This window comes from Streptomyces sp. NPDC018019, assembly GCF_044327805.1.
Lineage (GTDB): Bacteria > Actinomycetota > Actinomycetes > Streptomycetales > Streptomycetaceae > Streptomyces.
Map to the genome: position 1 here is coordinate 388,559 of NZ_JBIRGD010000003.1, position 23,818 is coordinate 412,376.

Genomic DNA, 23,818 nt, shown 5'->3' on the forward strand with positions numbered 1-23,818 from the left:
CCGGAGTTCCTGCCGCCGGGCGGGACGCGCAGGGCTCCGGTCCGGGCGTGCCCGACGCCGGACGGAACGCGCAGGGCCCTGGCCCCGGCGCGCCCGAGACCGGACGGGACGCGGCGCCTTCCCCGGCGCGACCCGCTTCCCCGGCGCGACCCGTTTCCGCGGGAAGCGGGTCGCCGTGGTTCCGCCCGCGGCAGGCCCCGGCCCCGGCCCAGGCCCAGGCGACCACCGCCCCGCCGCAGACTCAGTCCCAGGCCTGCCCGCAGCCTCAGGCCCCGGCGCAGCCCCGCCCCTACGGGGCTCAGCCCCGCCCGGACGCGAACCAGCCCCGCCCCGACGCGAACCAGCTGCGCCCCGACGCTGACCGGCCCCACCTCGACGCTGACCGGCCCCGCCCGTACGAGGCCCAGCCTGAACCACCCGCGTACAGCCCGGCGCAAGCTGCGCCGCCCCTATACCCCCCGGCGGCCGATCCGATACCCGGGCCGGACCCGGTCTCGTCCCGCACTCTCGCGGCGGAGGCCGCCGAAACGTCCCCGGCCCATGTGCCCGAGATGGTCGCCGACTCGGTCCCCGATGACGAGACCATGGCCCTCCGGCGGGCCGAGAAGGACGGCGACCACGGCGGGCCGGACGGTGTTTCACGTGAAACCGGCCCCTCTCCGACGACGCCACCGGCGACCGGTGGCCGTGCCGCCCGCCGTAAAGCCGCCCAGGAGGCCGCCAAACGCGGCAGCAGGCGTGGACGGCGTGGTTCCCCGGCGAATGCCGCCACGGCCTCGGACCCGGCCGCTGAGACGCCTTCCGCGCCCATGTCGCGGCTTGAGGCGCGCCGGGCCGAGCGGGCCCGCAAGGAGAGCCCCGGCGTCATCGCGAGCCGGGCACTGGGCGAGGTGTTCATCACCCTCGGCGTCCTGATGCTGCTCTTCGTCACCTACCAGCTGTGGTGGACGAACGTCCTGGCACACCAGCAGGCGGGCGGCACCGCCAGCAACCTGGAGCACGAGTGGGACGAGGGCGGCGAGGACCGCAAGCCGGACGCCTTCACGCCGGGCCAGGGCTTCGCGATCATGTATATCCCCAAGCTGGACGTGAAGGTCCCGATCGCCGAGGGCATCAGCAAGCCCGCGGTGCTGGACCGCGGCATGGTGGGCCACTACGACAAGAACAGCGTGAAGACGGCGATGCCCTGGGACAAGCAGGGCAACTTCGCCGTGGCCGGGCACCGCAACACCCACGGTGAGCCGTTCCGCTACATCAACAAGCTCACCAAGGGCGACAAGATCGTCGTCGAGACGCGCAGCACCTACTACACGTACGCGATGGAGAGCATCCTCCCGCAGACCTCGCCGCGGAACATCGGTGTGATCGGCCCGGTGCCCAAGGGCTCCGGGTTCACCGGCCCCGGCCGCTACCTCACGCTCACGACCTGCACGCCGGAATTCACCAGTACCTACCGGATGATCGTCTGGGGCAAGATGGTCGAGGAGCGGCCGCGGAGCAAGGGCAAGCCGGATGCGCTCGTCAGCTGAGCGAACGTAAGAGGGGTACCACGCGGTGACTGCCACGGGACACGACGAGGACACCGGCCCGGGGGCGGAGAAGCCGGCGTCCGCGCCGCCGCGCCGTCTGCGCAGGCGCATCGCCGCCGTCGTCAGCGTCTTCGGCGAGCTGCTGATCACGGTGGGGCTGATCCTGGCCCTCTTCGTCGTCTACTCGCTGTGGTGGACGAACGTCCTCGCCGACCGTGAGGCGCACAAGCAGGGGGACACGGTGCGCCGGAACTGGGCGAAGACGCCCACCGGCCCGGGTGCGCTCGACACCAAGGACGGCATCGGCTTCCTGCACGTCCCGGCGATGAAGAACGGCGAGGTGCTCGTCAAGAAGGGCATCGACGCCGACATCCTCAACGAGGGGGTGGCCGGCTACTACACGGAGCCGGTCAAGTCGGCCCTGCCGCAGGACAAGCAGGGCAACTTCTCGCTCGCCGCGCACCGCGACGGGCACGGTGCGAAGTTCCACAACATCGACAAGCTCAAGAACGGCGATCCGATCGTCTTCGAGTCCAAGGACACCTGGTACATCTACAAGGTCTACGCGTCGCTGGAGGAGACCTCGAAGTACAACGTGGACGTCTTGGACCCGGTCCCCGAGGAGTCCGGCAAGCGCAAGCCGGGCCGCTACATCACCCTGACGACCTGCACGCCGGTCTACACCTCCACATACCGCTACATCGTCTGGGGCGAGCTGGAGCGCACCGAGAAGGTGGACGCCAAGCGCACACCGCCGAAGGAACTGCGCTGACGGCGGCGCACGCCGCTCCATACGGCGAGGCCCGGCGCCTCGCGCCCACGGGAAAGCCCCGGCCCCTCCAAGGGCGCCGGGGCTTTCCCGTACGGCGATGCGTGCCGGTCAGTGGTGCTTGAGCCGCCCCCACCAGCCGCTGGGGCCGCCCCAGGAGTTCCCGTCGTCTCCGCTGTCCTCGTCACCGCTGGGGGAACCGCCCAGCGTGGTGAGCGTCACCGTCGTGGATCCGGGGTCGGACGGGGTGTTCGGCTGCGGGTCCTGGGTGACCACGCGGGCCTTGTCGTCCTGCGAGCTGCCGCCCGCGAACTGGATGTTCGTGAAGCCGGCGTCCTGGAGCGCCTTCTTGGCCTCCTTGACGGTCCGGCCGACGACGGACGGCACCGTCTTCTGCTCGGCGGCCTTGCCGACGGTCAGGGTGATCGTCGAGCCGTTCCTGGCCTGCGAGTTGCCGTTCGGGGACTGTGTGACGACCTTGCCGACCTGGTTCGGGTCGGAGGTCTCCTGCTCGTTCTTGGAGACCTGGAAGCCGAGGTCCGTCAGCTGCTTCTGCGCCGCGTTGAAGTCCTGGCCGGTCACCTGCGGCACCGTCGTGGTCGGCGACTTCTTGGCGACGACCAGCGTGATCTTGCTCTTCTTGGTGCCCTCGGTCTGGCTCTTGGGGTCCTGGTCGATGACCGTGCCCTCCGGGCGGTCGGAGACCCGCTCGGACTTCTGGACGTCCTCGAAGCCCTTCTTGTTCAGATCGTCCTTCGCCTTGTCGAAGGTCAGGCCCGTGACGTCGGGGATGGTCACCTTCTCCGGCCCGGTGCACATCGTCACCGTCACCGTTCCGTCCTTTTCGACCGTCTTGCCGGCGGCCGGATCCTGCTTGGTGACCTGGCCCTTCTCGGCGTTCTCGCAGGCGGTGCTGCCGCCCTTGACGACCTTGAAGCCGCCGTTGACGCCGCTCGACTTGGCCTGTTCGAAGGTCTGCCCGGTCATGTCGGGGACCTTGACGTCGCTGTTGGTGTTCTTCCCGTCGAACATCGCCTTGCCGATGAAGATCGCACCGGCCAGCACGAGGATGCCCGCGACGACGAGCAGGATCGTCGAGGTGTGCTTCTTCTTCTGGCCGCCGCCACCGCCCCGGCGCCGGTCGGGCCGCTCGTCGTAGCCGTAGGCGCCGTCGTCCGGGTTCATCGGCGGCAGCATCGAGGTCTGCCCGGCCGGGTCCTGCGGGCGCAGCATCGCCGTCGGCTGGTCCTGGTCGTAGCCGGCCGCGCCGAGGGCAGCGGTCGCCGCGACGGGCTGCCCGTCGAGCGCCGCCTCGATGTCGGCGCGCATCTCGTCCGCCGACTGGTAGCGGTAGTCGGGGTCCTTGACCAGGGCCTTGAGGACGATGGCGTCCATCTCGGGCGTGATCTCGGGATCGAACGCGCTCGGCGGCTGCGGCTCTTCGCGTACGTGCTGGTAGGCCACGGCGACGGGCGAGTCGCCGACGAACGGCGGCCGGACCGTGAGCAGCTCGTAGAGCAGACAGCCGGTCGAGTACAGGTCGGAGCGGGCGTCGACCTGCTCGCCCTTGGCCTGCTCGGGGGAGAGGTACTGTGCCGTGCCGATGACCGCGGCGGTCTGCGTCATCGTCATGCCGGCGTCGCCCATCGCACGGGCGATGCCGAAGTCCATGACCTTCACCTGGCCGGTGCGGGTCAGCATGACGTTGGCCGGCTTGATGTCGCGGTGGACGATGCCGGCCCGGTGGGAGTACTCCAGCGCCTGGAGCACGCCGATGGTCATCTCCAGGGACCGCTCGGGCAGCAGCTTGCGGCCGGAGTGCAGCAGTTCGCGCAGGGTGGAGCCGTCGACGTACTCCATGACGATGTACGGGATGGAGACGCCGTCGACGTAGTCCTCGCCGGTGTCGTACACCGCGACGATCGACGGGTGGTTCAGCGAGGCGGCCGACTGGGCCTCACGGCGGAACCGGGCCTGGAAGGACGGGTCGCGGGCGAGGTCCACCCGCAGCGTCTTCACGGCCACGGTGCGGCCCAGGCGGGTGTCATGGGCGAGGTAGACCTCGGCCATGCCGCCGCGGCCGAGCACCGAGCCCAGCTCGTACCGGCCGCCGAGGCGACGCGGCTCTTCCATAAGCTTCTCCAGCCCTCTCCGTCAGTCCCGACCGCACCCGTGTGTGGTCCGGCGGTGTGCTGTTCGGGCATACCGTACCCGGCACGCCGTGCGGGGCCCGGTCGCGACCGGCACCTGATATGCGACCGGTATTGGCGTGACCGGGGTCACTTCTTGCCGTCGAGTACCGCCTCCATGACCTTCTTGGCGATGGGGGCGGCCAGCTTGCCGCCCGCGATGTCGCCGCGGAGCGTGTCCGAGCCCTCGATCACGACGGCGACGGCCACCGGCGTGCCCTTGGAGGTCTTGGCGTAGGAGATGAACCAGGCGTACGGGTTGTCCTTGTTGTTCTCGCCGTGCTGGGCGGTGCCGGTCTTGCCGCCGACGGTGACGCCGTCGATCTGGCCGTTGGTGCCGGTGCCGTTCTTGACGACGCCCTCCATCATCTCCTGCAGCTTCTGGGCGTTCTCCGGCTTCATCGGCTGGCTCATCGCCTCGGGCGTGTGCTGCTGCACGACGTTGAGGTTGGGGGCCACCAGTTGGTCGACCATGTACGGCTTCATCAGCTTGCCGCCGTTGGCGATGGCCGCGGTGACCATGGCCATCTGCAGCGGGGTGGCGCGGTTGGAGGCCTGGCCGATGCCGGCCATCGCGTTCTGCGGCCGGTTGTCGGTCGGGTAGACGCTCTCGGCGGCCCGCACCGGGGTGTCGACCTCGTCGTTGTTGAAGCCGAACTTCTCCGCCTCGGCCTTCATCTTCTTGTTGCCGAGGTCGGCGCTGATCTTGCCGAAGACGGTGTTGCAGGACCAGCGCAGGGCTTCCTTGAGGCTGGCGTTCTCGCAGGGGATGTTGCCCTCGTTGTTCAGCGGCTGGTGCGCGGTGTCCGGCAGGTACCAGGGCAGCGGCGAGTCGGTCTTGGCGTTGATGTCCGGGTAAAGCCCGTTCTCCAGCGCGGCGGCGGCGGTGACGACCTTGAACGTCGAGCCCGGCGGGTAGGTCTGGCGCAGCGCCCGGTTGAGCATCGGGTCGTCCGGGTTGTTCTTCTTCAGCAGCGAGTTGTACGCCTTGGCGTCCTTGTCGGACATACCGGCGAAGGTGGAGGGGTCATACGACGGCGTGCTGGCCAGGGCCAGGATCGCGCCGGTCTCCGGGTTGATCGCGGCGACCGCGCCCTTGCTCTTGTCCAGGCCCTCGTAGGCGGCCTTCTGCGCCTTGGCGTTCAGGGTGGTGACGACGTCGCCGCCCTTCTGCTTCTCGCCGGTGAACATGTCGACCGTACGGCTGAAGAAGAGCTTGTCGTCGGTGCCGGACAGGATGCTGTCGTTGAGCTTCTCCAGCTGGTTGGAGCCGAACGCCTGGGACGCGTAGCCGGTGACCGGCGCCCACATCGGGCCGTCCTTGTAGGTCCGCTTGTACTTGAAGTCGCCGCTCTCGTTGGTGGTCGAGCCGGTGATCGCCTTGCCGTCGACGATGATGTTGCCGCGCGGCTGGCTGTAGCGCTCGATGGCCACGCGCCGGTTGTGCGTGTCGTTCTTCAGCTCGTCGGCCTGCACGAACTGCACCCAGTTGACACGGATGAGCAGGGAGAGGACCAGCAGGCCACAGAAGATCGCGACGCGGCGCAGAGGCTTGTTCACGGGCGGACCACCTGGGTCATCTCGGCGTCGGTGGAGGGGGCGGGGGCCGGGGCGGGGCGGCGCGCGGTGTCGCTGATGCGCAGCAGCAGCGCGACCAGGGCCCAGTTCGCGATGACGGAGGAGCCGCCCTGCGCGAGGAAGGGCATGGTCATACCGGTCAGCGGGATCAGGCCGGTGACACCGCCGGCGACGACGAAGACCTGGAGGGCGAAGGCGCCGGACAGGCCGACGGCGAGCAGCTTGCCGAACGGGTCGCGGGCGGCCAGCGCCGTACGGATGCCGCGCTCGATGAGCAGGCCGTACAGCAGCAGGATCGCCATCAGGCCGGCGAGGCCGGCTTCCTCGCCGACGGTGGCGAGGATGTAGTCGCTCTTGGGGGCGATGCCGCCGATCAGGCGGGAGTAGCCCTGGCCGAGGCCGGAGCCGAGGATGCCGCCGGAGCCGAAGGAGTACATGGCCTGGGCGGTCTCGGTGACGCCGCCGTTGAGCAGCTCCAGGGGGTTGAGCCAGTTGTGCACACGGGTCTGCACGTGCGACTCGAAGGTGGCCACGGCGACCGCGCCGCCGCCGCTGAGCAGCAGGCCGAAGACGATCCAGCTGGTCCGTTCGGTGGCCACGTACAGCATGACCACGAAGAGGCCGAAGAAGAGCAGGGACGTACCGAGGTCGGTCTCGAAGACCAGGATCATCAGGCTCAGTGCCCAGATGACCAGGATCGGGCCGAGGTCGCGGCCGCGTGGCAGGTACAGGCCCATGAAGCGGCGGCTGGCCAGCGCGAGCGCGTCGCGTTTGACCATGAGATAGCCCGCGAAGAAGATCGCGATGACGATCTTGGCGAACTCACCGGGCTGCAGCGATCCGACACCGGGGATGGTGATCCAGATGCGGGCGCCGAACTTGGCCGGGAAGAAGATCGGGGCGATCAGCAGCACCAGCGCGACGACCATCGAGATGTAGGTGTAGCGCTGCAGGACGCGGTGGTCCTTGAGGAAGATCAGGACGCCGAGGAACAGCGCGACGCCGAGCGTCGACCACATCAGCTGGCCGGGGGCCATGGCGCCGCCGAGCTGCTTGGTGGTGATCTGCGGTTCCTGGTCCAGGCGCCAGATGAAGACCAGACCGAGACCGTTCAGGAGGGTCGCGATGGGCAGCATCAGCGGGTCGGCGTACGGGGCCCACTTGCGGACGACGAGGTGGGTGACGCCGGCCAGCAGGCCGAGGCCGAGGGCGTAGCCCAGGACACCGGCCGGGACCGAGCCTTCCTTGGCCAGGCCGACGTTGATGTAGGCGAACACCGGGATGAGCACCGCGAAGACGAGCATGGCCAGCTCGGTGTTGCGGCGGCTCGGGGCACCGATGGTGCCGACGGTGGTCGTGGTGGTGGTACTGCTCATCAGTTCTACGGCCCCCTACGCCCTCACTGCTGGGTGCTGCAATTCTTTTCCAGCTTCTGCTGCTCCTCGGAGGGGGGCGTCTGGCTGGTGGTGGGAGTGGGCGTCGGGGTCGCCGGCTTCCCGGGCTTGCCCTTGTTCTTGCGGGCCTCTTCCTCGGCCTTCTTACGGTCCTCCGCCGCCTTGCGCTCCGCCGCTTCCCGCTGTTCCTTCGACCGGCAGGCGCCCGCCTGCCTGCCCAGCTCGGAGACCTTGTCGATGGCCTGGTTGCGGCTGTCGACGGCGATGGTCTCCTTGACCTGGTTGCGCTGGTAGACGGGGAGGTACTTGAGTTCGATCTCGGGGTGGTCCTCGTCGACGTTGTTGAGCTTGATCCAGGCGAGGTCCTGGCTGATGCCCCGGTACAGCGCGACGTGGTCGTCCTTGGCGCCGACGAAGTACTGCGTCTGCGTCCAGCGGTAGCCCGCGTACAGGCCGCCGCCGACGACGGCCAGCGCCAGCACGATGATCAGCGACCGCTTGATCCACCGGCCGCCGCGGCGCTCCGGCTTGAGGAAGTCCTCGTCGGTGAACGCGCCGAACGAGCCCTGTGGCGGGCCCGTGAGGTCGCTGTCGCCGCTGCCCGGCGGGCCGAAGGCACCACCCGGCGCGGCCTGCGGGGCGTCGCGGTGGCGGCCCAGTTCGGCGGCGCGGGCGGCCGGCGTCTGCAGGGTGCTGGGGTCGCTGAGCTGGTGCTGGTTCTCGGCGACCGCGCCCACGACGACCGGGGTGTCGTTGAGCCGGCCGGTCAGGGTGTCGCTCGCGTCGACGTCCAGGACGTCGGCGACGATGCAGGTGATGTTGTCCGGGCCGCCGCCGCGCAGCGCCAGCTGGATCAGTTCCTGCACGGTCTCGTGCGGGCCCTGGTAGCTGGCGAGGGTGTCTTCGAGAGTCTGGTGGCTGACCACGCCGGACAGGCCGTCGGAGCAGATCAGGTAGCGGTCGCCGGCCCGCACCTCGCGGATCGACAGGTCGGGCTCGACGTGGTCGCCGCTGCCCAGCGCGCGCATCAGCAGGGAGCGCTGCGGGTGGGTGGTGGCCTCCTCCTCGGTGATGCGGCCCTCGTCGACGAGCCGCTGCACCCAGGTGTGGTCCTGCGTGATCTGCGTCAGGACGCCGTCGCGCAGCAGGTAGGCGCGGGAGTCGCCGACGTGCACGAGGCCGAGCCGCTGACCGGTCCACAGCAGGGCGGTCAGGGTGGTGCCCATGCCCTCCAGCTGCGGGTCCTCCTCGACCATGACGCGCAGCTGGTCGTTGGCGCGCTGGACGGCCGTACCGAGGGAGGTGAGGATGTCGGAGCCGGGGACGTCGTCGTCGAGCTGGACGAGGGTGGAGATCACCTCGGAGGAGGCGACCTCGCCGGCGGCCTGGCCGCCCATGCCGTCGGCGATGGCGAGCAGGCGCGGGCCGGCATAGCCGGAGTCCTCGTTGCCCTCCCGGATCATGCCCTTGTGCGATCCGGCGGCGAAGCGCAGTGACAGACTCATACGCACCTCGCCCGTCGGCTCGGGGTACATCCGCACGGTGCCCACCCTCCGGTCGGGAGCGCGCTCGGGTCCGTCGAGTGGACCGCCGCGGCTCGCTCGCTCCGCTCGCTCATTGTCGTACTACTTCCGCAGCTCGATGACGGTCTTGCCGATGCGGATCGGGGCTCCCAGCGGAATCGGTGTCGGGGTCGTCAGTCGGGTCCGGTCGAGATACGTGCCGTTGGTGGACCCGAGGTCCTCGACGATCCACTGGCCGTCACGGTCCGGGTAGATCCTGGCATGCCTGCTGGAGGCGTAGTCGTCGTCCAGCACGATCGTGGAGTCGTGCGCGCGGCCCAGGGAGATGGTCTGCCCCTGGAGGGCGACGGTCGTACCCGTCAACGTGCCTTCGGAGACCACCAGCTTTGTGGGGGCACCGCGCCGCTGACGGTTGTTGCCGCGGCCCCCGTCCTGGCGGCGCTGCTGCGGCGGGGCGGCCTGCTGGCGCTGCTGCGAACGCGCCTCCTGGCCGCCGCGGCGGGCGGCCCCGCGCTGTGTGACGCGCGTACCGAACAGGTCGCTGCGGATGACCTGGACGGCCACGATGACGAACAGCCACAGTACGGCGAGGAAACCCAACCGCATGACCGTGAGGGTCAGCTCTGACATTGCCCCCGCTTCACCCTTCGGCTTGCCGGTAAACGATGGTGGTACTGCCCACGACGATCCGCGAGCCGTCGCGGAGCGTAGCGCGGGTGGTGTGCTGCCCGTCTACCACGATGCCGTTGGTAGAACCCAGGTCCTGGATCGTCGGCGGCGTTCCGACGCGGATCTCGCAGTGCCGGCGGGAGACGCCCGGGTCGTCGATGCGTACGTCGGCGTCGGTGCTGCGGCCCAGGACGAGCGTGGGCCGGGAGATCTGGTGGCGGTTGCCGTTGATCTCGATCCAGCGCCGCGTCTGCGCGCCCCGGTCCGCGCCGCCCCGGCCCTGGTACCAGCTGTCGGGGGCCGCGCCCGGCTGCGGGCCGGCGCCGGGCACGCCCGGCCGGGCCGCGGGCTGGGCGGCACCGGGCGGCGAGGTGGGCATGGGGGGCGGGCCCACGTGGCCGCCGTGGCCGGGGGGGCTGCTCCGGGGCGCGGTGGGGCGCTGGGCCACGGCGGCGGCGCCCGGGTGCTCCTGGGACGTGCTGGACGCGAGGGTGCGGCTGCGGACGCGGTACAGGCCGGTGTCGAGGTCGTCGGCCTTCTCCAGGTGGACCTTGATCGGGCCCATGAAGGTGTAGCGCTGCTGCTTGGCGTAGTCGCGGACCATGCCGGAGAGCTCGTCTCCGAGCTGGCCGCTGTACGGGCTGAGCCGCTCGTAGTCGGGGGTGCTCAGTTCGACGATGAAGTCGTTGGGGACGACCGTGCGGTCGCGGTTCCAGATGGTGGCGTTGTTGTCGCACTCGCGCTGGAGCGCGCCGGCGATCTCAACGGGCTGCACCTCGGACTTGAACACCTTGGCGAAGGTGCCGTTGACGAGACCTTCGAGACGCTGCTCGAAGCGCTTCAGTACTCCCACGGGGCACCTCCTTCCTCAGTCTTCGTCAGGTCGGTCTTCGACAGGGTCGTCCTGATACTGCTTACTGATCGTATCCACGCGCCGGGAAATCGGCTGGTTCCCCTTTCCCGCTGTGAGGACGAGTGTCGCCCCTCACAAGGTTGCTCACGCGTGCTTGCCGGTGCGTCACTCCGGTGCCACCGCGATGGGTCCGCGGTGCCGCCGTGGTGGGTCGTGCCGTGTCACCGCCTCCGGGGCGGGCCGTGGCACCGCGATGGCTTCGCGATGTGACCGCGCCGGCGTTGCGATGGCACTGCGATCGTAGATGTGCCCCACTCACAGTGTCCCGCAACCGCCGGGTTCGCCGACCGGGCGGGGCAGCGGTCGCCCGGGCGTCATACGGGTGGACCGGCCGGGCCGCCGCGGTGCTGTGGCGGACGGGGCTGCTCGCGGGGCCGGTGCGCGCGGCCGGGGGAGCGGCAGACGGGGATGGCGGGTCACGCGGCGGCCTGCGGAGGGCTTCGGGAGCGGGCTGCGGAGAACGGATGTGATTGCACCCCGGACAGCGTGCTAATGTTCTGGATGTCGGCAGGCGAGAGCGCGAGACCCGGACAGAACAGCCCGGATCACGTGAGAGAATCTGACGACACACCCAATGCGCGGGTGGCGGAATAGGCAGACGCGCTGGATTCAGGTTCCAGTGCCCGAAAGGGCGTGGGGGTTCAACTCCCCCCTCGCGCACAGATGAGACCCCCGGTCCGAATTTCGGACCGGGGGTCTTTCGTCGTTCCGTCCCGTGTCCTCCTCCTGTGGGACCGGCCCGCCGGCCGCTTCCGCGACTCTCCGCCCGAAAAGCGATGGTGAGGGCTACGTCACATCGGTGACGGCGGCGCGGAACGCGCGGGTGCGCGCGGTCTCCCGGTCCTGGTGCCAGACGAGTCCGAGTGCGGAGTCCGGCAGGCCGGTGACCGGGACGAACGCGAGGTCGCGACGGCCGTGGTAGTCCGCGGTGGGGCGGCAGAGCAGCATCGCGCCGCGGCCGGCGGCGGCCAGGGTCAGGCCCTCCTGGAGGGTGCGGACGGCGGGGCCGGGCGGGATGGGGCGGCCGCCGGGGGTGCCGGTGGGGGCCTGTGCGTAGCGCCAGTAGTCGGGGGCCGGGCCCTCGATGGTGATGAGGGGGCCGTCGGCCAGGTCCTCGGCGTCGAGGGACGTACGGGACGCGAAGGGGTGGCGTACGGAGACCGCGAGCGTCTGCTGCTGCTCGGAGAAGACCGCCCCCAGGACGAGGCCGGGCTCTTCGACGGGCAGCAGGACGACGGCGGCGTCGACCTCGCCGCGGTGCACCGGGCCGAAGGGGTCCTGGAGGGGGATCTCGGTGATCTCCGTGGCACAGCCGGGGTGTCGGGCGTGGAAGGTGTCGATGGCCTGCATGATCCGGTCGTCGGCGGTGCCCTGGAAGCCGATGCGCAGCCGTCCCTCGATGCCGCGGGCGGCGGCGACGGTGGCGTCGACCGTGCCGCGCAGCGCTTCGTAGGCGGGGCGGAGGGCGGCGAGGAAGTCCGTACCGAGCGGGGTGAGGCGGACCCGGCGGCTGGTGCGCTCCACGAGGCGGGCGCCGACGCGGCGTTCCAGGGCGCGCACGAGCTGGCTGACGCGGCTCTGGGAGACGTACAGGCGTGCGCCGGCGCGGCCGAAGTGCAGTTCCTCGGCGAGGGCGAGAAAGCACTCCAGTTCGCGGATCTCCAGGCCGCCGGAGGGGACGGGCACGGTGTCGCGCTGGGCGGGTGGGGTACTCCGGGTACTCCGGGATCGATGAGCCACGCTCATGGAAGCGTGAGGGGTTCGCCGTTGTTCCCGCAGGCGGCTGCGCATTGGCTGGGGGCCATGACGACGATCGAGGAAACGACGGGCCGCGACGGCGGCTTGCGGCGGGACAGGGGTACGGGGTGGCTCGCGGTGGGGGCGCTGGCGGCGGCCACGTTCACGGTGGTGACGTCGGAGATGCTGCCGGTGGGGCTGCTGACACCCATCGGCGGCGCGTTGGGGGTCACGGACGGTACGGCGGGACTGACGCTGACGGCGACCGGTGTGGTCGCGGCGCTGGGGGCGCCGGTGCTCACGGTGGCGGTCGGCCGGGCGGACCGGCGGAGCGTGTTGTGCGGGCTGTTGACGATGCTGGCGGTGGCCAATCTGCTGGCCGCCTACGCGCCGAACTTCGGGGTGATGCTGGCGGCGCGGGTGCTGATCGGGCTGGGGATGGGCGGTGTGTGGGCGCTCGCGGCGGGGCTGGCGGTGCGGCTGGTGGCGGCGCGGTCGGTGGCCGCGGCGACGTCGTTGATCTTCAGTGGGGTGGCGGTCGCGTCGGTGCTGGGGGTGCCGGCGGGGACGCTGATCGGGCAACTCGGCGGCTGGCGTGCGGCGTTCGCGGTGGTGGGCGCACTGTCGGCGCTGGTCGCGGTGGCGCTGGCCGTACTGCTGCCGCCACTGCCGACCGAGGGGGCGGTGCGCCTGGACGGGGTGCTGCGGCTGTTCCGGGACGCCCGGGTGCGGACGGGGCTGGTCGTGGTGGCGTTGCTGGTGGGCGGGCATTTCGCCGCATACACGTATGTGCGGCCGGTGCTGGAGGAGGTGTCCGGGGTCGGGGCCGGGGTGATCAGCACGCTGCTCCTGGTGTACGGGGCGGCGGGGGTGGCCGGGAACTTCATGGGCGGCGCGGGGGCGGGACGGTCGCCGCGCGGCACGTTGCTGGTGATCAGCGGGGTGCTGGCCGGGGCGGTGCTCCTGGTGCCCGTCCTGGGGGTGGGGGTGCCGGGTGCGGTGGCGCTGCTGGCGGTGTGGGGACTGGCGTACGGAGGGGTGTCGGTCAGTACGCAGACATGGCTGATGGTGGTGGCGCCGGAGGCGCGGGAGGCGGCGTCGGCGCTGTTCGTGGGGGTGTTCAACGCGGCGATTGCGCTGGGGGCGTTCGGTGGGGGCCGGGCCGTGGACGGCTGGGGGCTCACCGGGGTGCTGTGGCTCGGGGGTGTGCTGGCGGCGGGGGCGCTGGTGGCGGTCGCGGTGGGGCGGGGGCCGGGAGCGGCTGCGGGGTGAGGGGCGCCGGCGTGTGCGATCAGCGACTTTCGTCGCGGCAGGGAACGACGAACGGTGACTGCGCCGGCCGGTGGGGCTTTCCTACGCTCATCACGTGAACATCACGGGGAAAGTACAGGTGGCGGCCCGGGGAGCGGCGGTCCGGGACGCGGGCGGGCGGGCTTGGCGGGGGCTGGTCCGGCCGGAGGAGTGGCCGCCGTACCGCGTCGTCGGCGAACTGCTGCTGGCCCTGCTGCTGGGGCTGATCGCGCTCGGCGCGGAGAAGGTCACCGGCAGCAGCGGGGCCCGTACGTGGCTGGTGACGGTGGCGGTGATGGCACTGTCGCCGCTGCGGCGGGCCCTGCCCGGTGCGGTGCTGATCCTCGCGGCGTCGCTGAGCTGGCTGTTCGTGGGGATATCGGCGCTGCTGATCGTGGCGGGCTGGTCGGCCGGGCGCCGGATCGCGGGCAGTGCGCGGGCGCTGGTGGTGTTCGCGGTGGCGCTCGTGCTGGGCATGGCGGTGCCTGTGGTGCAGGACCTCCCCCGGGTGTCGCCGGAGAAGCTGATGGTCCTGGCGGTGTCCTTCCTGGCGATAGTGGCCATGCCCGGCATCGCGAGCCGCTACTGGTCCCAGCACCGCACCCTGGTGGACACGCTCCACGCACAGCGCACCCAGCTCCTTCGGGAGAACGCGATGATCGCCCGTCAGTCGCGGCTGCGGGAGCGGCAGCGCATCGCACAGGACATGCACGACAGCCTGGGCCACCAGCTCACGCTGATCGCCGTGCACACGGGCGCGCTGGAGGTGGACTCCGCGCTCAACGCGCAGCAGCGGGAGGCGGTCGGTGTGCTGCGCGGGGCGTCGGTGGCGGCCATGCGCGAACTGCGCGAGGTGGTGGGGCTGCTCCGGGACGAGACGGAGGACACGGCGGTGGTGCACCCGGCGATCGGCGCGGGCACGGCTTCGGACGCGGGGCAGCGCGGGGTCGCCCAGGTGGACGGGTTGGTCGAGGCATCGCGCGGTGCGGGGGCGCGAATATCCGTGTCCCGTTCCGGGGAGCCGCTCCCACTGGCCCCGGCCGTCGACCGGGCCGCGTACCGGATCGTGCAGGAGGGGCTGACCAACGCGCACAAGCACGCTTCGGGGGCGCCGGTGACGGTGGCGCTGCGGTACGAACCGGACTCGCTGCTGGTCGAGGTGGTCAACGGGCCGGTGCCGCCGGGTTCGGCCGCCGGTCCCGCGGTCAGTGGCGGGCAGGGGCTGACGGGGCTGCGGGAGCGGGCCCGGCTGGTCGGCGGCATGGTGCACAGCGGCCCGCTGCCGGACGGCGGTTTCCGGCTGGCCGGGGTGCTGCCGTACGGGCCGGTGACGGTGGCGGCGACCGCGGTGGAGCCGGTGCCGCCGCCGTCCGCGGTGGAACCGGTGTGGGTGGCGGGGCCCGGCGGCGGGTCCGCGGAGACCGTCCGCGGGCGTCCCGCGGTGCGCGCCGGCAAGGACGGCCAGCCGGTCATCGACTGGTCCCGGGTGTATGCGGCTCCGGACACGGCGATGTTCCGCGGCGAGGCGCGGCGCGACGGGTTCGCCGTCGGGTGCGGCCTGGCGGCGGGTGTGGTCGTGGTGCTGGGGGTGCTGGCCGCCTGGGGGACGGTGGAGTTGTTCAGGGCGGTGGAGGACGCGTCGGTCTCGCCGGGCACGTACGAGCAGCTGCGGATCGGCCGACCGGAGGCAGAGGTGCGCGAGCAGTTGCCGCCGGGGTCCTTCGTGAACAGCGACCTGAACGGCCAGGGGCCCGCGAAGCCGGCGGGCGCGCGGTGCGAGACGTTCACGTCCACCGAGCCGTCGTCGGGCTGGGACGAGGAGCGGGCGTTCCGGTTCTGTTTCAGGGACGGGAAGCTGGTGGAGAAGCGGACCTTCATGGGGAAGGTCTGAGGGCGGCCGGACGGACCGGCGCGGGAAAGGGGGGATGATGGCGCTGTCCGTGGGAACAGCCGACCGAGCCGGTGCGGGGGTCCGAGTGATCAGGGTGATCGTCGCCGATGACGAGCCGCTCATCAGGGCCGGCATCCGGATGATCCTCACCTCTGCCGGGGACATCTCGGTGGTGGCGGAGGCGGGGACCGGCAAGGAGGCGGTCGAGGCCGCGCGTGGCCATGGCGCGGACGTGGTGCTCCTGGATATCCAGATGCCGGTGATGGACGGGCTGACGGCACTGGCCGAACTGCGCCGCGTGGCACCGTCCGTACGGGCCTTGATCCTGACGACGTTCGGCGAGCGGGAGAACGTGCTGCGCGCCATGGGCGAGGGCAGCGCGGGCTTCCTGCTGAAGGACTCCGCGCCGGACGAGTTGATCCGTGCGGTGCGTGCCGCGGCCGACGGCCATGCCTATATGTCGCCGGTGGCGACGCGGCATGTGGCCGATTCGCTGGTGGCCCGCGACGGTGGGATCGGCGGGGAGAGCGCCGCGGCCCGCACGGCGCGGCGCGCGGAGGAGGCCCGGCGGCGGCTCGGGGTCCTGACGGAGCGGGAGTTGGAGGTGCTGTCCCTGCTCGGTGAAGGTCTGTCGAACGCCGACGCGGGCGAGCGGATCCACATGAGCGAGGCGACGGTGAAGACGTACGTCAGCCGCATCCTGGCGAAGCTGGGCTGTGAGAACAGGGTCCAGGCGGCACTGCTGGCCCGGGATGCGGGGTTGGGGGGCTAGACGGGCGCGGGGTGAGAGCGGCGGTCTGCCTGCGCCGGGGCAATGGATGGCCCGGCCCAAGGGGGCCGGGCCGGGCGTCGAGCCGGTGGACCGGGCGGCGCCGTCAGGCGGCTAGGCGTTCGGCGAGGGCCTTGGCCTTGGCGGCAGCATCCTTGAGGGCCTTGTCGCGTGAGGCCTCGTACAGCGGTATGAGCTCCGCCATCGCGGGGTTGGTGGGCGCCATCGTCAGCTCGGGGACGATGAAGTCGACGTCCATGGCGAGCAGGGTGCCCAGCACGGCTTCCAGGTAGTTCTGGACGTAGTCGAAACCCTCGCGGGGCGTGCCCGGCGCGTACGAGCCGCCGCGGCTGGCGACGACGGTGACCGGCTTGCCCTTCAGGGACGACTCCGGTCCGGCGGTGCGGTCCATGATGATCACGTGGTCCAGCCAGGCCTTCAGCGTGGAGGGGATCGTGATGTTGTACATGGGGGCGCCGATGAGGACCGCGTCCGCCTTCTCCAACTCCTCGACCAGTTCCAGGCGGCGTGCGAACGCGGCCTGCTGCTCGGGGGTGAGGGCGTCCGGGGCGGCGAAGGCCGCGGAGAAGCCGGCGGCGTCGAGGTGGGGCAGCGGGGACGCGGCGAGATCGCGGTAGACGACGGTGCCGCCCGGGTGCTCCTCCTCCCAGGCCGTGCGGAAGGCGGCGGTCACCGTGCGGGAGGCCGAACCATCGGTGGTGAACAGGGAGGAATCGAGGTGCAGAAGCGTGGCCATGATGCGGTCCTTCGTTCGCGGCCGCCGCGCGGCCTGATGAAGAGTTCCGTGCGTTCCTATGTTTAGCACAGTAGCTTACTTTTTCGCAGTACCAAACGGTAAGGCAGTACGCTGGGCACATGGCGGATCACGGCGAAGGAGCATGCAGGCAGGTCGACACCGGTATGGCGCGGGTCTTCGAGCTGTTCGGCAAGCGGTGGACCGGCATGATCGTGTCCGTCCTGCTCGGTGGGCCGGTGTTCTTCGCCGAACTGCGGCGCGCGGTCCCCGGCATCAGTGAACGCATGCTTTCGGACCGGCTCACGGAGCTGGCCGAGGCCGGTCTGGTCGTGCGGGAGGTCGAGGGAGGCCCGCCGCTGCGCGTCTCGTACCGGCTGACCGAGGCGGGCCGGGCGCTGGAGCCCGCGCTCAAGGAGCTGGGCCAGTGGGCGGAGACGTATCTCGCGGACGGCGGGAAGTGTCCGGCGCGCTTCCGCAAGTGAGGGAGCGGGGCGTGCGGCGCCCGGAATCGCCGGGCGGGCAGGACGTCCGGGGAGCCTGGGGCGCCCAAGGCCGTTGAGGCGAGCGGGCCTCGGTGACGCGGCTCAGCCGTGGCGCGCCTGGGCGGCGTTGTAGCGCAGCAGGTAGGTCGCGAAGCGGTCCAGGTCCTCTTCGTCCCAGTCGGCGAGCCGTTCGTGGAACGCCTGGCGGCGGCTGGCGGTGACGTTGGCCAGCATCTGCGCGCCCTTGGCCGTGGGGTGCAGCACCTGGACGCGGTGGTCGTCCGGGTCGACGCGGCGCTCGACGAAGCCGAGCTTCTCCAGGGCGGAGATCTGCCGGCTGACCGTGGACTTGTCCAGCATGTAGTGGGCCGCGAGGTCGGTCGCGCGGCATCCCTGCTGGTCGTCGAGGTGCGCCAGCAGCGTGTAGGAGACGAGCGACAGCTCGGGGTGCATACGCGCGGCGGTGGCGCGTGCCCGGCGGGCGAACGCGGTCATCTCCTGCTGGATGGTCTCGACGGATGCGTCTCTGCGGGCCACGGAACTTGCCTTTCGTTGAAGTAGTTGTATAGTACAACGTGGAATGAGAGTTGTATAAGCCAACTACTCGAAGCGAGCGACTAGCTTGAGAAGGCACGACGCATGAGTTCGGTCCGACGTCCCGACCACCACCACCGCCCTGACCACCGAGCCGATCTGCGGCACGTTCTGACCCACCTGGTCACCCCGCTGCTGATGTGCATCGGCATGGGCCTGGCCTACCTGGGCGCGTTCGCGCACCCCGAGCCGCACCACCTGCCGGTCGCGGTGGTCGGATCGGGTTCCCAGGCGCAGGTCCTCGCCCAGTCGCTCAACGACAAGGCGCACGACGGCCTGGACGTACGCACGGTCGGCACCCGGGCCGAGGCCGTGGACCAGCTCAAGCACCAGGAGATCTTCGGTGCGTACGTGCTGGACACGCACGCCTCCGGCGACGCCGGTACCGCGAAGAACTCCACCGCACCGGGCGCGAAGGCGAGCGGCGCCGCGCCGTCCGCGACCGCGGCCAAGGCCGGCGGGGCCAAGGCGGCGCCCGAACTGGTGGTCGCGTCGGCCGGGTCCGACACCACGGTGTCCGTGGTGCAGAAGATCTTCACGCCCATCGCGGCCCAGCAGGGCGTACCGCTCAAGGTCACCGATGTGGTCCCGCCGGCCGAGAACGATCCGACGGCGCAGGGGCTGTTCTTCCTGATGGTCGCGATCAGCATCGGCTCGTACGCGTCGGTCGCGGTGATCGGCGGCGCCGGTGCCGTGCTGCCGATCCGGATGCGCGCGATGCTGGCGGTCGGCACCTCGTTCGTGGTCAGCATCCTCGGGACGCTCTTCGCGGGGCCGGTCTTCCACCTCGTCGACCACGGGCTGTGGGGGCTGTGGGGCATGGCCTGGCTGTACTCGGCGGGCATCCTGCTGATCGGCACCGGGCTGCACACGTTCCTCAAGCGCTGGACCACGCTGGGCGTGATGGCGCTGTTCGTGATGCTCAACTTCACCTCGGCGGGCGGCGTCTTCCGCCCCGAGCTGCAGAACGGTTTCTTCGCCTCCCTCCACGCGTTCTGGAACGGCGCCGGGTTCGTCGAGGGCACCCGTAGCCATGTCTACTTCGACGGCAACGGACTGGCCGGGCACGTCTGGGCGCTGGTGCTGTGGCTCGTCGTGGGCTGCGCGATGGTCGGTGTGGCGGCCCTGGCCGAGGCGCGCCGGCGGCGTGCGGCCGAGAACGCCGCAGCGAACGCGACGGCCGTGGCGGCCGCCGCGGTGGCGGCGACGGTGCCGGAACGCCGCCCGTCCCACGCCGCGACCAGTGGAAACGAGCACAGCTCGGCAGCCGCCGAAGAGGAGATGGAAGAGGCGGTCGGCGTCTGAGCCGACTCCGCCCGAGGCGGGTGCCACACCGTCCACAACTGCGTCACCCAGAGTTATCCACAGGCCCTGCCACGAGGCGGGGCCTGTCTGTACCGTCGTGCACACGCGGCGGAGACAGCGCCCCGGCGACCAGCGATCGACGGGATTCTGTCGGCTTCCCGGCGTGGCCGGACGACGGGGTCCGGGATCGGTGCACGGGACGAAGGGGGAGGTGGCACGCGATGTCGCGGTTGCCGTACGTACCGGGATTCGCCAAGCCGGACGAGCGGGGCACCTCGCCGAAGGCGGTGGGCAAGGCGCTCCGCGAGCGGGCACCACGCTCCGCACAGGGCCGGTTCACACCTGACGCCGGACGGCCCGACGCGGTGACGGCGGTCGAGGAGTCCAATGCCGGGCGGCTCCCGGAGCTGGTGCCGATACGGGTCGGGCGCATGGCCGCCGGCCCCTTCGCCTTCCTGCGCGGCTCCGCCGGTCTGATGGCGTACGACCTCATGAACAGCCCGGTGACCGGCATCGGCGCGCAGATATGCGGGGACGCGCACGCGGGCAACTTCGGTCTCTACGGTGACGCCCGCGGCAAGCTGGTGATGGATCTCAACGACTTCGACGAGACCTTGTACGGGCCCTGGGAGTGGGACCTGAAACGGCTGGCGGCCTCGCTGGTGCTGGCCGGGCGCGAAGCCGGGGCCGGTGAGGAGCGGTGCCGGGAGGCGGCCCGGGACGCGGCCGGGGCGTACCGGCGCACGATGCGGCTGTTGGCGGCCATGCCGGCGGCCGACGCCTGGAACGCGATAGCCGACGAGCAACTGGTCTCGCACGCGGACGCCCGGGACCTGCTGGGCACGCTGGAACGGGTGGCGACCAAGGCGCGCAAGAACACGAGCGCGCGCTTCGCGGCGAAGTCGACGGAGCGGATACCCGGGGGCGGGAAGCGGTTCGTGGACGCCCCGCCCGTACTGCGCCGCATACCGGACGCGGAGGCCGCCGCGGTCGCTGCGTCGCTCACCGGTTACCTGGACACCCTGCCGGAGGACCGGCTCCCGCTGCTGGCCAGGTATGAGGTGCAGGACGTGGCGTTCCGGGTGGTGGGCACGGGGAGCGTGGGCCTGCGCTCCTACGTGGTCCTGCTGCTCGACCACCGCGGCGAGCCCTTGGTGCTCCAGGTGAAGGAGGCACGCAGCTCGGCACTGGCCCCGTATGTGGAGAAGGCCGGCTTCCCGGTTCCGGCGGTGGGGCACGAGGGCCGAAGGATCGCCCGAGGCCAGCGGCGCATGCAGGTCGTCAGCGACAGCTTGCTGGGGTGGACGACGGTGCCTGAGCCGACGGGAAGCAGGAGCGCAGAGGGAGGCGCTGACGCGCGCACCGAGGCAAACCCTGGGGCACGGGCTGCTGGGCGGGGACAGAAGCGTGCCGAGTCGGGGGCTGGGAGCCGCGCTGAGCCGCGGGCTGGGAGCTGCGCTGAGACGCGGTCCGGGAGGCGGGGCGAGGGGTGGGGGGAGGGGGCGGGGAGGCCCCACCAGGTGCGGCAGTTCCGGAACCGTAAAGGCAGCATCGACCCCGCCGCCCTGGCCGGTGATCAGATCGACGATTACGCACGGATGACGGGCGCTTTGCTGGCGCGCGCTCATGCGCACAGCGCCGACCCGCGCCTGGTGGCGGGCTACTGCGGCAAGGGCGAGGCGTTGGACGAGGCGCTGGCCGCGTTCGCGGTGGCCTATGCGGACCGTACGGAAGCGGATCACGCGGAGTTGGTCGCGGCGATCCGGAAGGGGCGGATAGCCGCGGAGACGGGAGTCTGACCAGGAGCGCACCGGGCCGTAGGGTGGCCGGGTGACGAACTCGCAGGCGGAGAACGCGCAGGACGGCCAGGACCCACACGCTGCCCACGGGACCGCGGGCTATGCGGGTTCTGTGGGACGGGCCGACCGGGGAGGTCAGGCTTCCCAGGTCGGTCAGGGGCATGAAAGCTACGCTCATCACGCGGGACCGGGGCATAACGATTCTGGGTCGTACGGCACGCAGCAGAGTGATGGTTCGGCGCACCCCGCCGCCGACCCCGACGCGCAGGCGGCCTCCACGCGGCGGTTGGCGCAGGCGGTGGAGGCTGCTGAGCAGGCGCTGATCGAGTTCGAGATCGCGGTGGAGACCTTCCGGGTGGAGGTGGAGAACTTCTCGCGGCTGCACCATCAGCGTCTCGGTCCGATGTACGCGCGGCTGGACGAGTTGGACGCGCAGATCGCCGAGGCGGTCGCGGCCCGTACGGGTGACCCCGAGGACGTGCGCAAGGCCCGGGAGGCGCGGGCGGCGGTGCTGCCGATGCCCGACGTGGAGGAGCTGTTCCACGGCTGGGTGGGGTCCGAGGGCCTGTACCCGGAGGCCCAGGCGATGCTCAACGAGCAGCCGGTCCTGCCGCCGCAGAAGGTGCGGCCCAGTGAGGAGGCCCGCCGGATCTACCGTGACCTGGTGCGCAAGGCCCACCCGGACCTGGCGCGGGACGAGGCCGAGCGTACGCGCCGGGACGCTTTCATCGTCCGGGTCAACGCCGCCTACGGAGCCGGGGACGAGGCCACGCTGAGCGAACTGGCCCGCGAGTGGGAGGCCGGGCCCACCCCGCAGGAGCAGCGGCCGAGCGAGAGCGAGGAGCTGTACGCGCGCTTGGAGTGGCTGGCGGCGCGCAAGGAGATGCTGGCGGCGATGGTGACCGAGATGGAGCAGAGTGCGATCGGCGCGATGATCAAAATGGCGCCGGACGACCCGGACGCGCTGCTCAACGAGATCGCCGAGAAGTTGCTCGCGGATGTCGCCGAGCGCGAGGCGTACCTCGCGCAGCTGGTCGGGTAGCGTCGGCACCATGCACTTTGGTTCTCTGCCCACGATCGGTGTCGACGCTCTCACGCCGGAGGACTTCCTCCTGGACGTACGCGAGAACGACGAATGGGAGGCGGGGCACGCCGAGGGCGCGCTGCACATTCCGATGAGCGAGTTCGTCGCCCGGTACGGCGAGTTCACCGAGCAGGCGCCCGACGGCGGCCGGATCTACGTGCTCTGCCGGGTCGGCGGCCGGTCCGCGCAGGTCGCCCAGTACCTGATCCAGCAGGGCATCGACGCGGTGAACGTCAACGGTGGCATGCAGGCGTGGGAGGCCGCTGGCCGCCCGGTGCGCAACAGCAAGGGTGAACCGGGCACGGTCGTCTGACCTGCCGTGTTTCGGGTCGCTCAGCCCAGGGGGTGGGCGGCCAGCAGGTCGCCCAGCGCTTCTTCGTGGGACGCGGCCGGGCCCAGGGACAGTTCGAGCTGTTTCGCCCAGGCGTGGTAGCGGTGGAGTGAGTAGTCCGTGTCCGCGCCGAAGCCGCCGTGCAGGTGCTGCGCGGTCTGTACGACGCGCCGCACTCCTTCCGCAGCCCAGATCTTGGCCACCGCCACGTCCCCGGCCGGGGGCAGCGCGCCGTTCGCGGAGCTGCTGATGCGCCATGCGGCCTGCCAGAGGGTGGCTTCCATGGCGCGCAGGTCGATGTAGCGGTCGGCGGCCTGGACGGCGACCGCCTGGAAGGTGGCGACGGGGAAGCCGAACTGCTCCCGCTTGGACGTGTAGGCGCTGGTCATGGCCAGGACGGCTTGGCCCAGGCCGAGCGCCAGCGCGCAGGTGCCGGTGGTGAGGAGGTTGCGCAGCCACTCCCAGGCACCAGGGTCGGTGATCATCTCGTCGGGGGCCGTCCGTACGGAGTCCAGGCGGATCTCCGCGAGGCGTTCGCCGTTGGTGGAGACCTGATCGTGGAGGCTGACGCCATCCCGGAGGCGGGGGACGAGGGCCAGTACGGCGGTTCCGTCCCCGGTGTGGGCGGGGACGAGGATGCGGTCGGCGCTCTGGGCCCAGGGCACGGTGGTGTGGATGCCGTCGAGCACCCAGCCGCCGTCCTCCTGCCGCGCGGACACGGCGAGTTCGGCGGGGTCGTGGCCGGTACGCCCGGCGGCAGCAACCGTGAGGACCAGCTCGCCGCGCCCCGCGCCGGGCAAGATGTCGGCGCGCAGCTCGCTGCCCGCGTAGTTCTGCACCGCGAGGGCCGCGGCGCTGTTCTCCAGCAGCGGTACGCGGGCGAGCACCCGGGCGGACTCGCGCAGCACGAGACAGAGCGCGATCGGGTCCAGGCCCGCGCCGCCGTACTCGGGCGCGAGCAGCAGGCTCAGCAGGTCGGCGTCGGCCAGCTTGCGCCACAGGGGGCGGTCGAAGTCGTCGGCCACGGCTCCGGCGGTCAGCGCGTGGCTGGGCACGCCGTCGGGTACGACATCCGCGAAGACGGCTTGCGCCGCTTCGACGGCCGCCTGCTGCTCCTCGGTGAAGGTGAAGTCCACTGGCCTGTCCTCCCGCGTGCCCGCACGGCGACTACCTGACGGGTCGTCAAGTTAGAACAGGTTGCAGCGAATGTGAATG

Annotated in this window: 20 protein-coding genes and 1 tRNA gene; 11 read left to right on the forward strand and 10 right to left on the reverse strand. The window is 71.2% G+C overall.

Annotated features, from left to right (window positions below):
* Nucleotides 1-47: 47 nt before the first annotated feature.
* Together ACH4FX_RS07665 and ACH4FX_RS07670 are read left to right on the forward strand one after the other, a co-directional pair.
* Nucleotides 48-1,529, forward strand: coding sequence for a class E sortase (locus tag ACH4FX_RS07665; RefSeq protein WP_398476421.1), 1,482 nt, complete (start codon nucleotides 48-50; stop codon nucleotides 1,527-1,529).
* Nucleotides 1,530-1,554: 25 nt separating this feature from the next.
* On the forward strand, nucleotides 1,555-2,301 hold the full coding sequence (locus tag ACH4FX_RS07670) for a class E sortase (protein ID WP_398476161.1): 747 nt from the start codon (nucleotides 1,555-1,557) through the stop codon (nucleotides 2,299-2,301).
* 108 nt (nucleotides 2,302-2,409) lie between these two features.
* Here ACH4FX_RS07670 and pknB read toward each other — a convergent pair whose 3' ends face one another.
* The 6 genes from pknB to ACH4FX_RS07700 all read right to left on the reverse strand — a co-directional run bounded on the left by pknB (nucleotide 2,410) and on the right by ACH4FX_RS07700 (nucleotide 10,504).
* Nucleotides 2,410-4,431 carry a Stk1 family PASTA domain-containing Ser/Thr kinase gene (gene pknB / locus ACH4FX_RS07675; protein WP_398476163.1) on the reverse strand — a complete coding sequence of 674 codons (2,022 nt, stop codon included), beginning with the start codon at nucleotides 4,429-4,431 and terminating at the stop codon, nucleotides 2,410-2,412.
* A 146-nt stretch (nucleotides 4,432-4,577) separates the two neighbouring features.
* On the reverse strand, nucleotides 4,578-6,047 hold the full coding sequence (locus ACH4FX_RS07680) for a peptidoglycan D,D-transpeptidase FtsI family protein (RefSeq protein ID WP_398476165.1): 1,470 nt from the start codon (nucleotides 6,045-6,047) through the stop codon (nucleotides 4,578-4,580).
* Nucleotides 6,044-7,441, reverse strand: a complete 1,398-nt coding sequence (locus tag ACH4FX_RS07685; RefSeq protein ID WP_398476167.1) for an FtsW/RodA/SpoVE family cell cycle protein — start codon at nucleotides 7,439-7,441, stop codon at nucleotides 6,044-6,046. The genes ACH4FX_RS07680 and ACH4FX_RS07685 overlap by 4 nt, the downstream gene beginning before the upstream one ends.
* Nucleotides 7,442-7,464: 23 nt before the next feature.
* Nucleotides 7,465-8,964 (reverse strand): PP2C family protein-serine/threonine phosphatase, encoded by a 1,500-nt coding sequence (locus tag ACH4FX_RS07690; RefSeq protein WP_398476169.1) that lies wholly within the window; start codon nucleotides 8,962-8,964, stop codon nucleotides 7,465-7,467.
* A gap of 120 nt (nucleotides 8,965-9,084) precedes the next feature.
* A complete protein-coding gene (locus ACH4FX_RS07695) occupies nucleotides 9,085-9,612 on the reverse strand; it encodes an FHA domain-containing protein (RefSeq protein WP_398476171.1) in 528 nt (175 codons plus the stop codon).
* Nucleotides 9,613-9,622: 10 nt separating this feature from the next.
* Nucleotides 9,623-10,504: an FhaA domain-containing protein gene (locus tag ACH4FX_RS07700; RefSeq protein ID WP_398476173.1), complete on the reverse strand. Its 882-nt coding sequence runs from the start codon at nucleotides 10,502-10,504 to the stop codon at nucleotides 9,623-9,625.
* A 636-nt stretch (nucleotides 10,505-11,140) separates the two neighbouring features.
* On the opposite strand from ACH4FX_RS07700, the gene ACH4FX_RS07705 reads away from it, so the two are divergent.
* Nucleotides 11,141-11,224, forward strand: a tRNA-Leu gene (locus tag ACH4FX_RS07705).
* A gap of 126 nt (nucleotides 11,225-11,350) precedes the next feature.
* On the opposite strand, the gene ACH4FX_RS07710 is transcribed toward ACH4FX_RS07705, so the two are convergent.
* Nucleotides 11,351-12,250, reverse strand: coding sequence for a LysR family transcriptional regulator (locus ACH4FX_RS07710; RefSeq protein ID WP_398476175.1), 900 nt, complete (start codon nucleotides 12,248-12,250; stop codon nucleotides 11,351-11,353).
* A 117-nt stretch (nucleotides 12,251-12,367) separates the two neighbouring features.
* On the opposite strand from ACH4FX_RS07710, the gene ACH4FX_RS07715 reads away from it, so the two are divergent.
* The 3 genes from ACH4FX_RS07715 to ACH4FX_RS07725 all read left to right on the forward strand — a co-directional run bounded on the left by ACH4FX_RS07715 (nucleotide 12,368) and on the right by ACH4FX_RS07725 (nucleotide 16,254).
* On the forward strand, nucleotides 12,368-13,573 hold the full coding sequence (locus ACH4FX_RS07715) for an MFS transporter (RefSeq protein WP_398476177.1): 1,206 nt from the start codon (nucleotides 12,368-12,370) through the stop codon (nucleotides 13,571-13,573).
* A gap of 94 nt (nucleotides 13,574-13,667) precedes the next feature.
* Nucleotides 13,668-15,482 carry a sensor histidine kinase gene (locus ACH4FX_RS07720; RefSeq protein ID WP_398476179.1) on the forward strand — a complete coding sequence of 605 codons (1,815 nt, stop codon included), beginning with the start codon at nucleotides 13,668-13,670 and terminating at the stop codon, nucleotides 15,480-15,482.
* An 85-nt stretch (nucleotides 15,483-15,567) separates the two neighbouring features.
* Nucleotides 15,568-16,254 (forward strand): response regulator, encoded by a 687-nt coding sequence (locus tag ACH4FX_RS07725; RefSeq protein ID WP_398476180.1) that lies wholly within the window; start codon nucleotides 15,568-15,570, stop codon nucleotides 16,252-16,254.
* Between the two features lie 103 nt (nucleotides 16,255-16,357).
* Here ACH4FX_RS07725 and ACH4FX_RS07730 read toward each other — a convergent pair whose 3' ends face one another.
* Nucleotides 16,358-17,008, reverse strand: a complete 651-nt coding sequence (locus tag ACH4FX_RS07730; protein WP_398476181.1) for an FMN-dependent NADH-azoreductase — start codon at nucleotides 17,006-17,008, stop codon at nucleotides 16,358-16,360.
* A gap of 119 nt (nucleotides 17,009-17,127) precedes the next feature.
* On the opposite strand from ACH4FX_RS07730, the gene ACH4FX_RS07735 reads away from it, so the two are divergent.
* Nucleotides 17,128-17,490, forward strand: coding sequence for a winged helix-turn-helix transcriptional regulator (locus ACH4FX_RS07735; protein WP_398476183.1), 363 nt, complete (start codon nucleotides 17,128-17,130; stop codon nucleotides 17,488-17,490).
* A 102-nt stretch (nucleotides 17,491-17,592) separates the two neighbouring features.
* Here ACH4FX_RS07735 and ACH4FX_RS07740 read toward each other — a convergent pair whose 3' ends face one another.
* The gene (locus ACH4FX_RS07740; protein WP_398476185.1) at nucleotides 17,593-18,027 is read right to left on the reverse strand and encodes a MarR family winged helix-turn-helix transcriptional regulator; all 435 of its coding nucleotides are present in this window, start codon (nucleotides 18,025-18,027) and stop codon (nucleotides 17,593-17,595) included.
* A gap of 102 nt (nucleotides 18,028-18,129) precedes the next feature.
* Between ACH4FX_RS07740 and ACH4FX_RS07745 the strand changes: the two genes are divergently transcribed.
* The 4 genes from ACH4FX_RS07745 (at nucleotide 18,130) to ACH4FX_RS07760 (ending at nucleotide 22,585) form a co-directional block, all read left to right on the forward strand.
* Nucleotides 18,130-19,389, forward strand: coding sequence for an ABC transporter permease (locus tag ACH4FX_RS07745; RefSeq protein WP_398476187.1), 1,260 nt, complete (start codon nucleotides 18,130-18,132; stop codon nucleotides 19,387-19,389).
* 221 nt (nucleotides 19,390-19,610) lie between these two features.
* The gene (locus ACH4FX_RS07750; protein WP_398476189.1) at nucleotides 19,611-21,188 is read left to right on the forward strand and encodes a DUF2252 domain-containing protein; all 1,578 of its coding nucleotides are present in this window, start codon (nucleotides 19,611-19,613) and stop codon (nucleotides 21,186-21,188) included.
* A 31-nt stretch (nucleotides 21,189-21,219) separates the two neighbouring features.
* Complete coding sequence (locus ACH4FX_RS07755) at nucleotides 21,220-22,230, forward strand: hypothetical protein (protein WP_398476191.1); 1,011 nt, start codon at nucleotides 21,220-21,222, stop codon at nucleotides 22,228-22,230.
* Between the two features lie 10 nt (nucleotides 22,231-22,240).
* Entirely contained in the window at nucleotides 22,241-22,585 is a 345-nt protein-coding gene (locus ACH4FX_RS07760) for a rhodanese-like domain-containing protein (RefSeq protein ID WP_398476193.1), read from the forward strand.
* 20 nt (nucleotides 22,586-22,605) lie between these two features.
* On the opposite strand, the gene ACH4FX_RS07765 is transcribed toward ACH4FX_RS07760, so the two are convergent.
* Complete coding sequence (locus tag ACH4FX_RS07765) at nucleotides 22,606-23,739, reverse strand: acyl-CoA dehydrogenase family protein (RefSeq protein WP_398476195.1); 1,134 nt, start codon at nucleotides 23,737-23,739, stop codon at nucleotides 22,606-22,608.
* Nucleotides 23,740-23,818: the final 79 nt, after the last annotated feature.

Bases quoted from the DNA above. Each gene is read 5' to 3' on its own strand.
- pknB (WP_398476163.1), bottom strand. From the start codon at position 4,431: ATGGAAGAGCCGCGTCGCCTCGGCGGCCGGTACGAGCTGGGCTCGGTG.
- ACH4FX_RS07685 (WP_398476167.1), bottom strand. From the start codon at position 7,441: ATGAGCAGTACCACCACCACGACCACCGTCGGCACCATCGGTGCCCCG.
- ACH4FX_RS07690 (WP_398476169.1), bottom strand. From the start codon at position 8,964: ATGAGTCTGTCACTGCGCTTCGCCGCCGGATCGCACAAGGGCATGATC.
- ACH4FX_RS07695 (WP_398476171.1), bottom strand. From the start codon at position 9,612: ATGTCAGAGCTGACCCTCACGGTCATGCGGTTGGGTTTCCTCGCCGTA.
- ACH4FX_RS07715 (WP_398476177.1), top strand. From the start codon at position 12,368: ATGACGACGATCGAGGAAACGACGGGCCGCGACGGCGGCTTGCGGCGG.
- ACH4FX_RS07730 (WP_398476181.1), bottom strand. From the start codon at position 17,008: ATGGCCACGCTTCTGCACCTCGATTCCTCCCTGTTCACCACCGATGGT.
- ACH4FX_RS07735 (WP_398476183.1), top strand. From the start codon at position 17,128: ATGGCGGATCACGGCGAAGGAGCATGCAGGCAGGTCGACACCGGTATG.
- ACH4FX_RS07745 (WP_398476187.1), top strand. From the start codon at position 18,130: ATGAGTTCGGTCCGACGTCCCGACCACCACCACCGCCCTGACCACCGA.
- ACH4FX_RS07750 (WP_398476189.1), top strand. From the start codon at position 19,611: ATGTCGCGGTTGCCGTACGTACCGGGATTCGCCAAGCCGGACGAGCGG.
- ACH4FX_RS07760 (WP_398476193.1), top strand. From the start codon at position 22,241: ATGCACTTTGGTTCTCTGCCCACGATCGGTGTCGACGCTCTCACGCCG.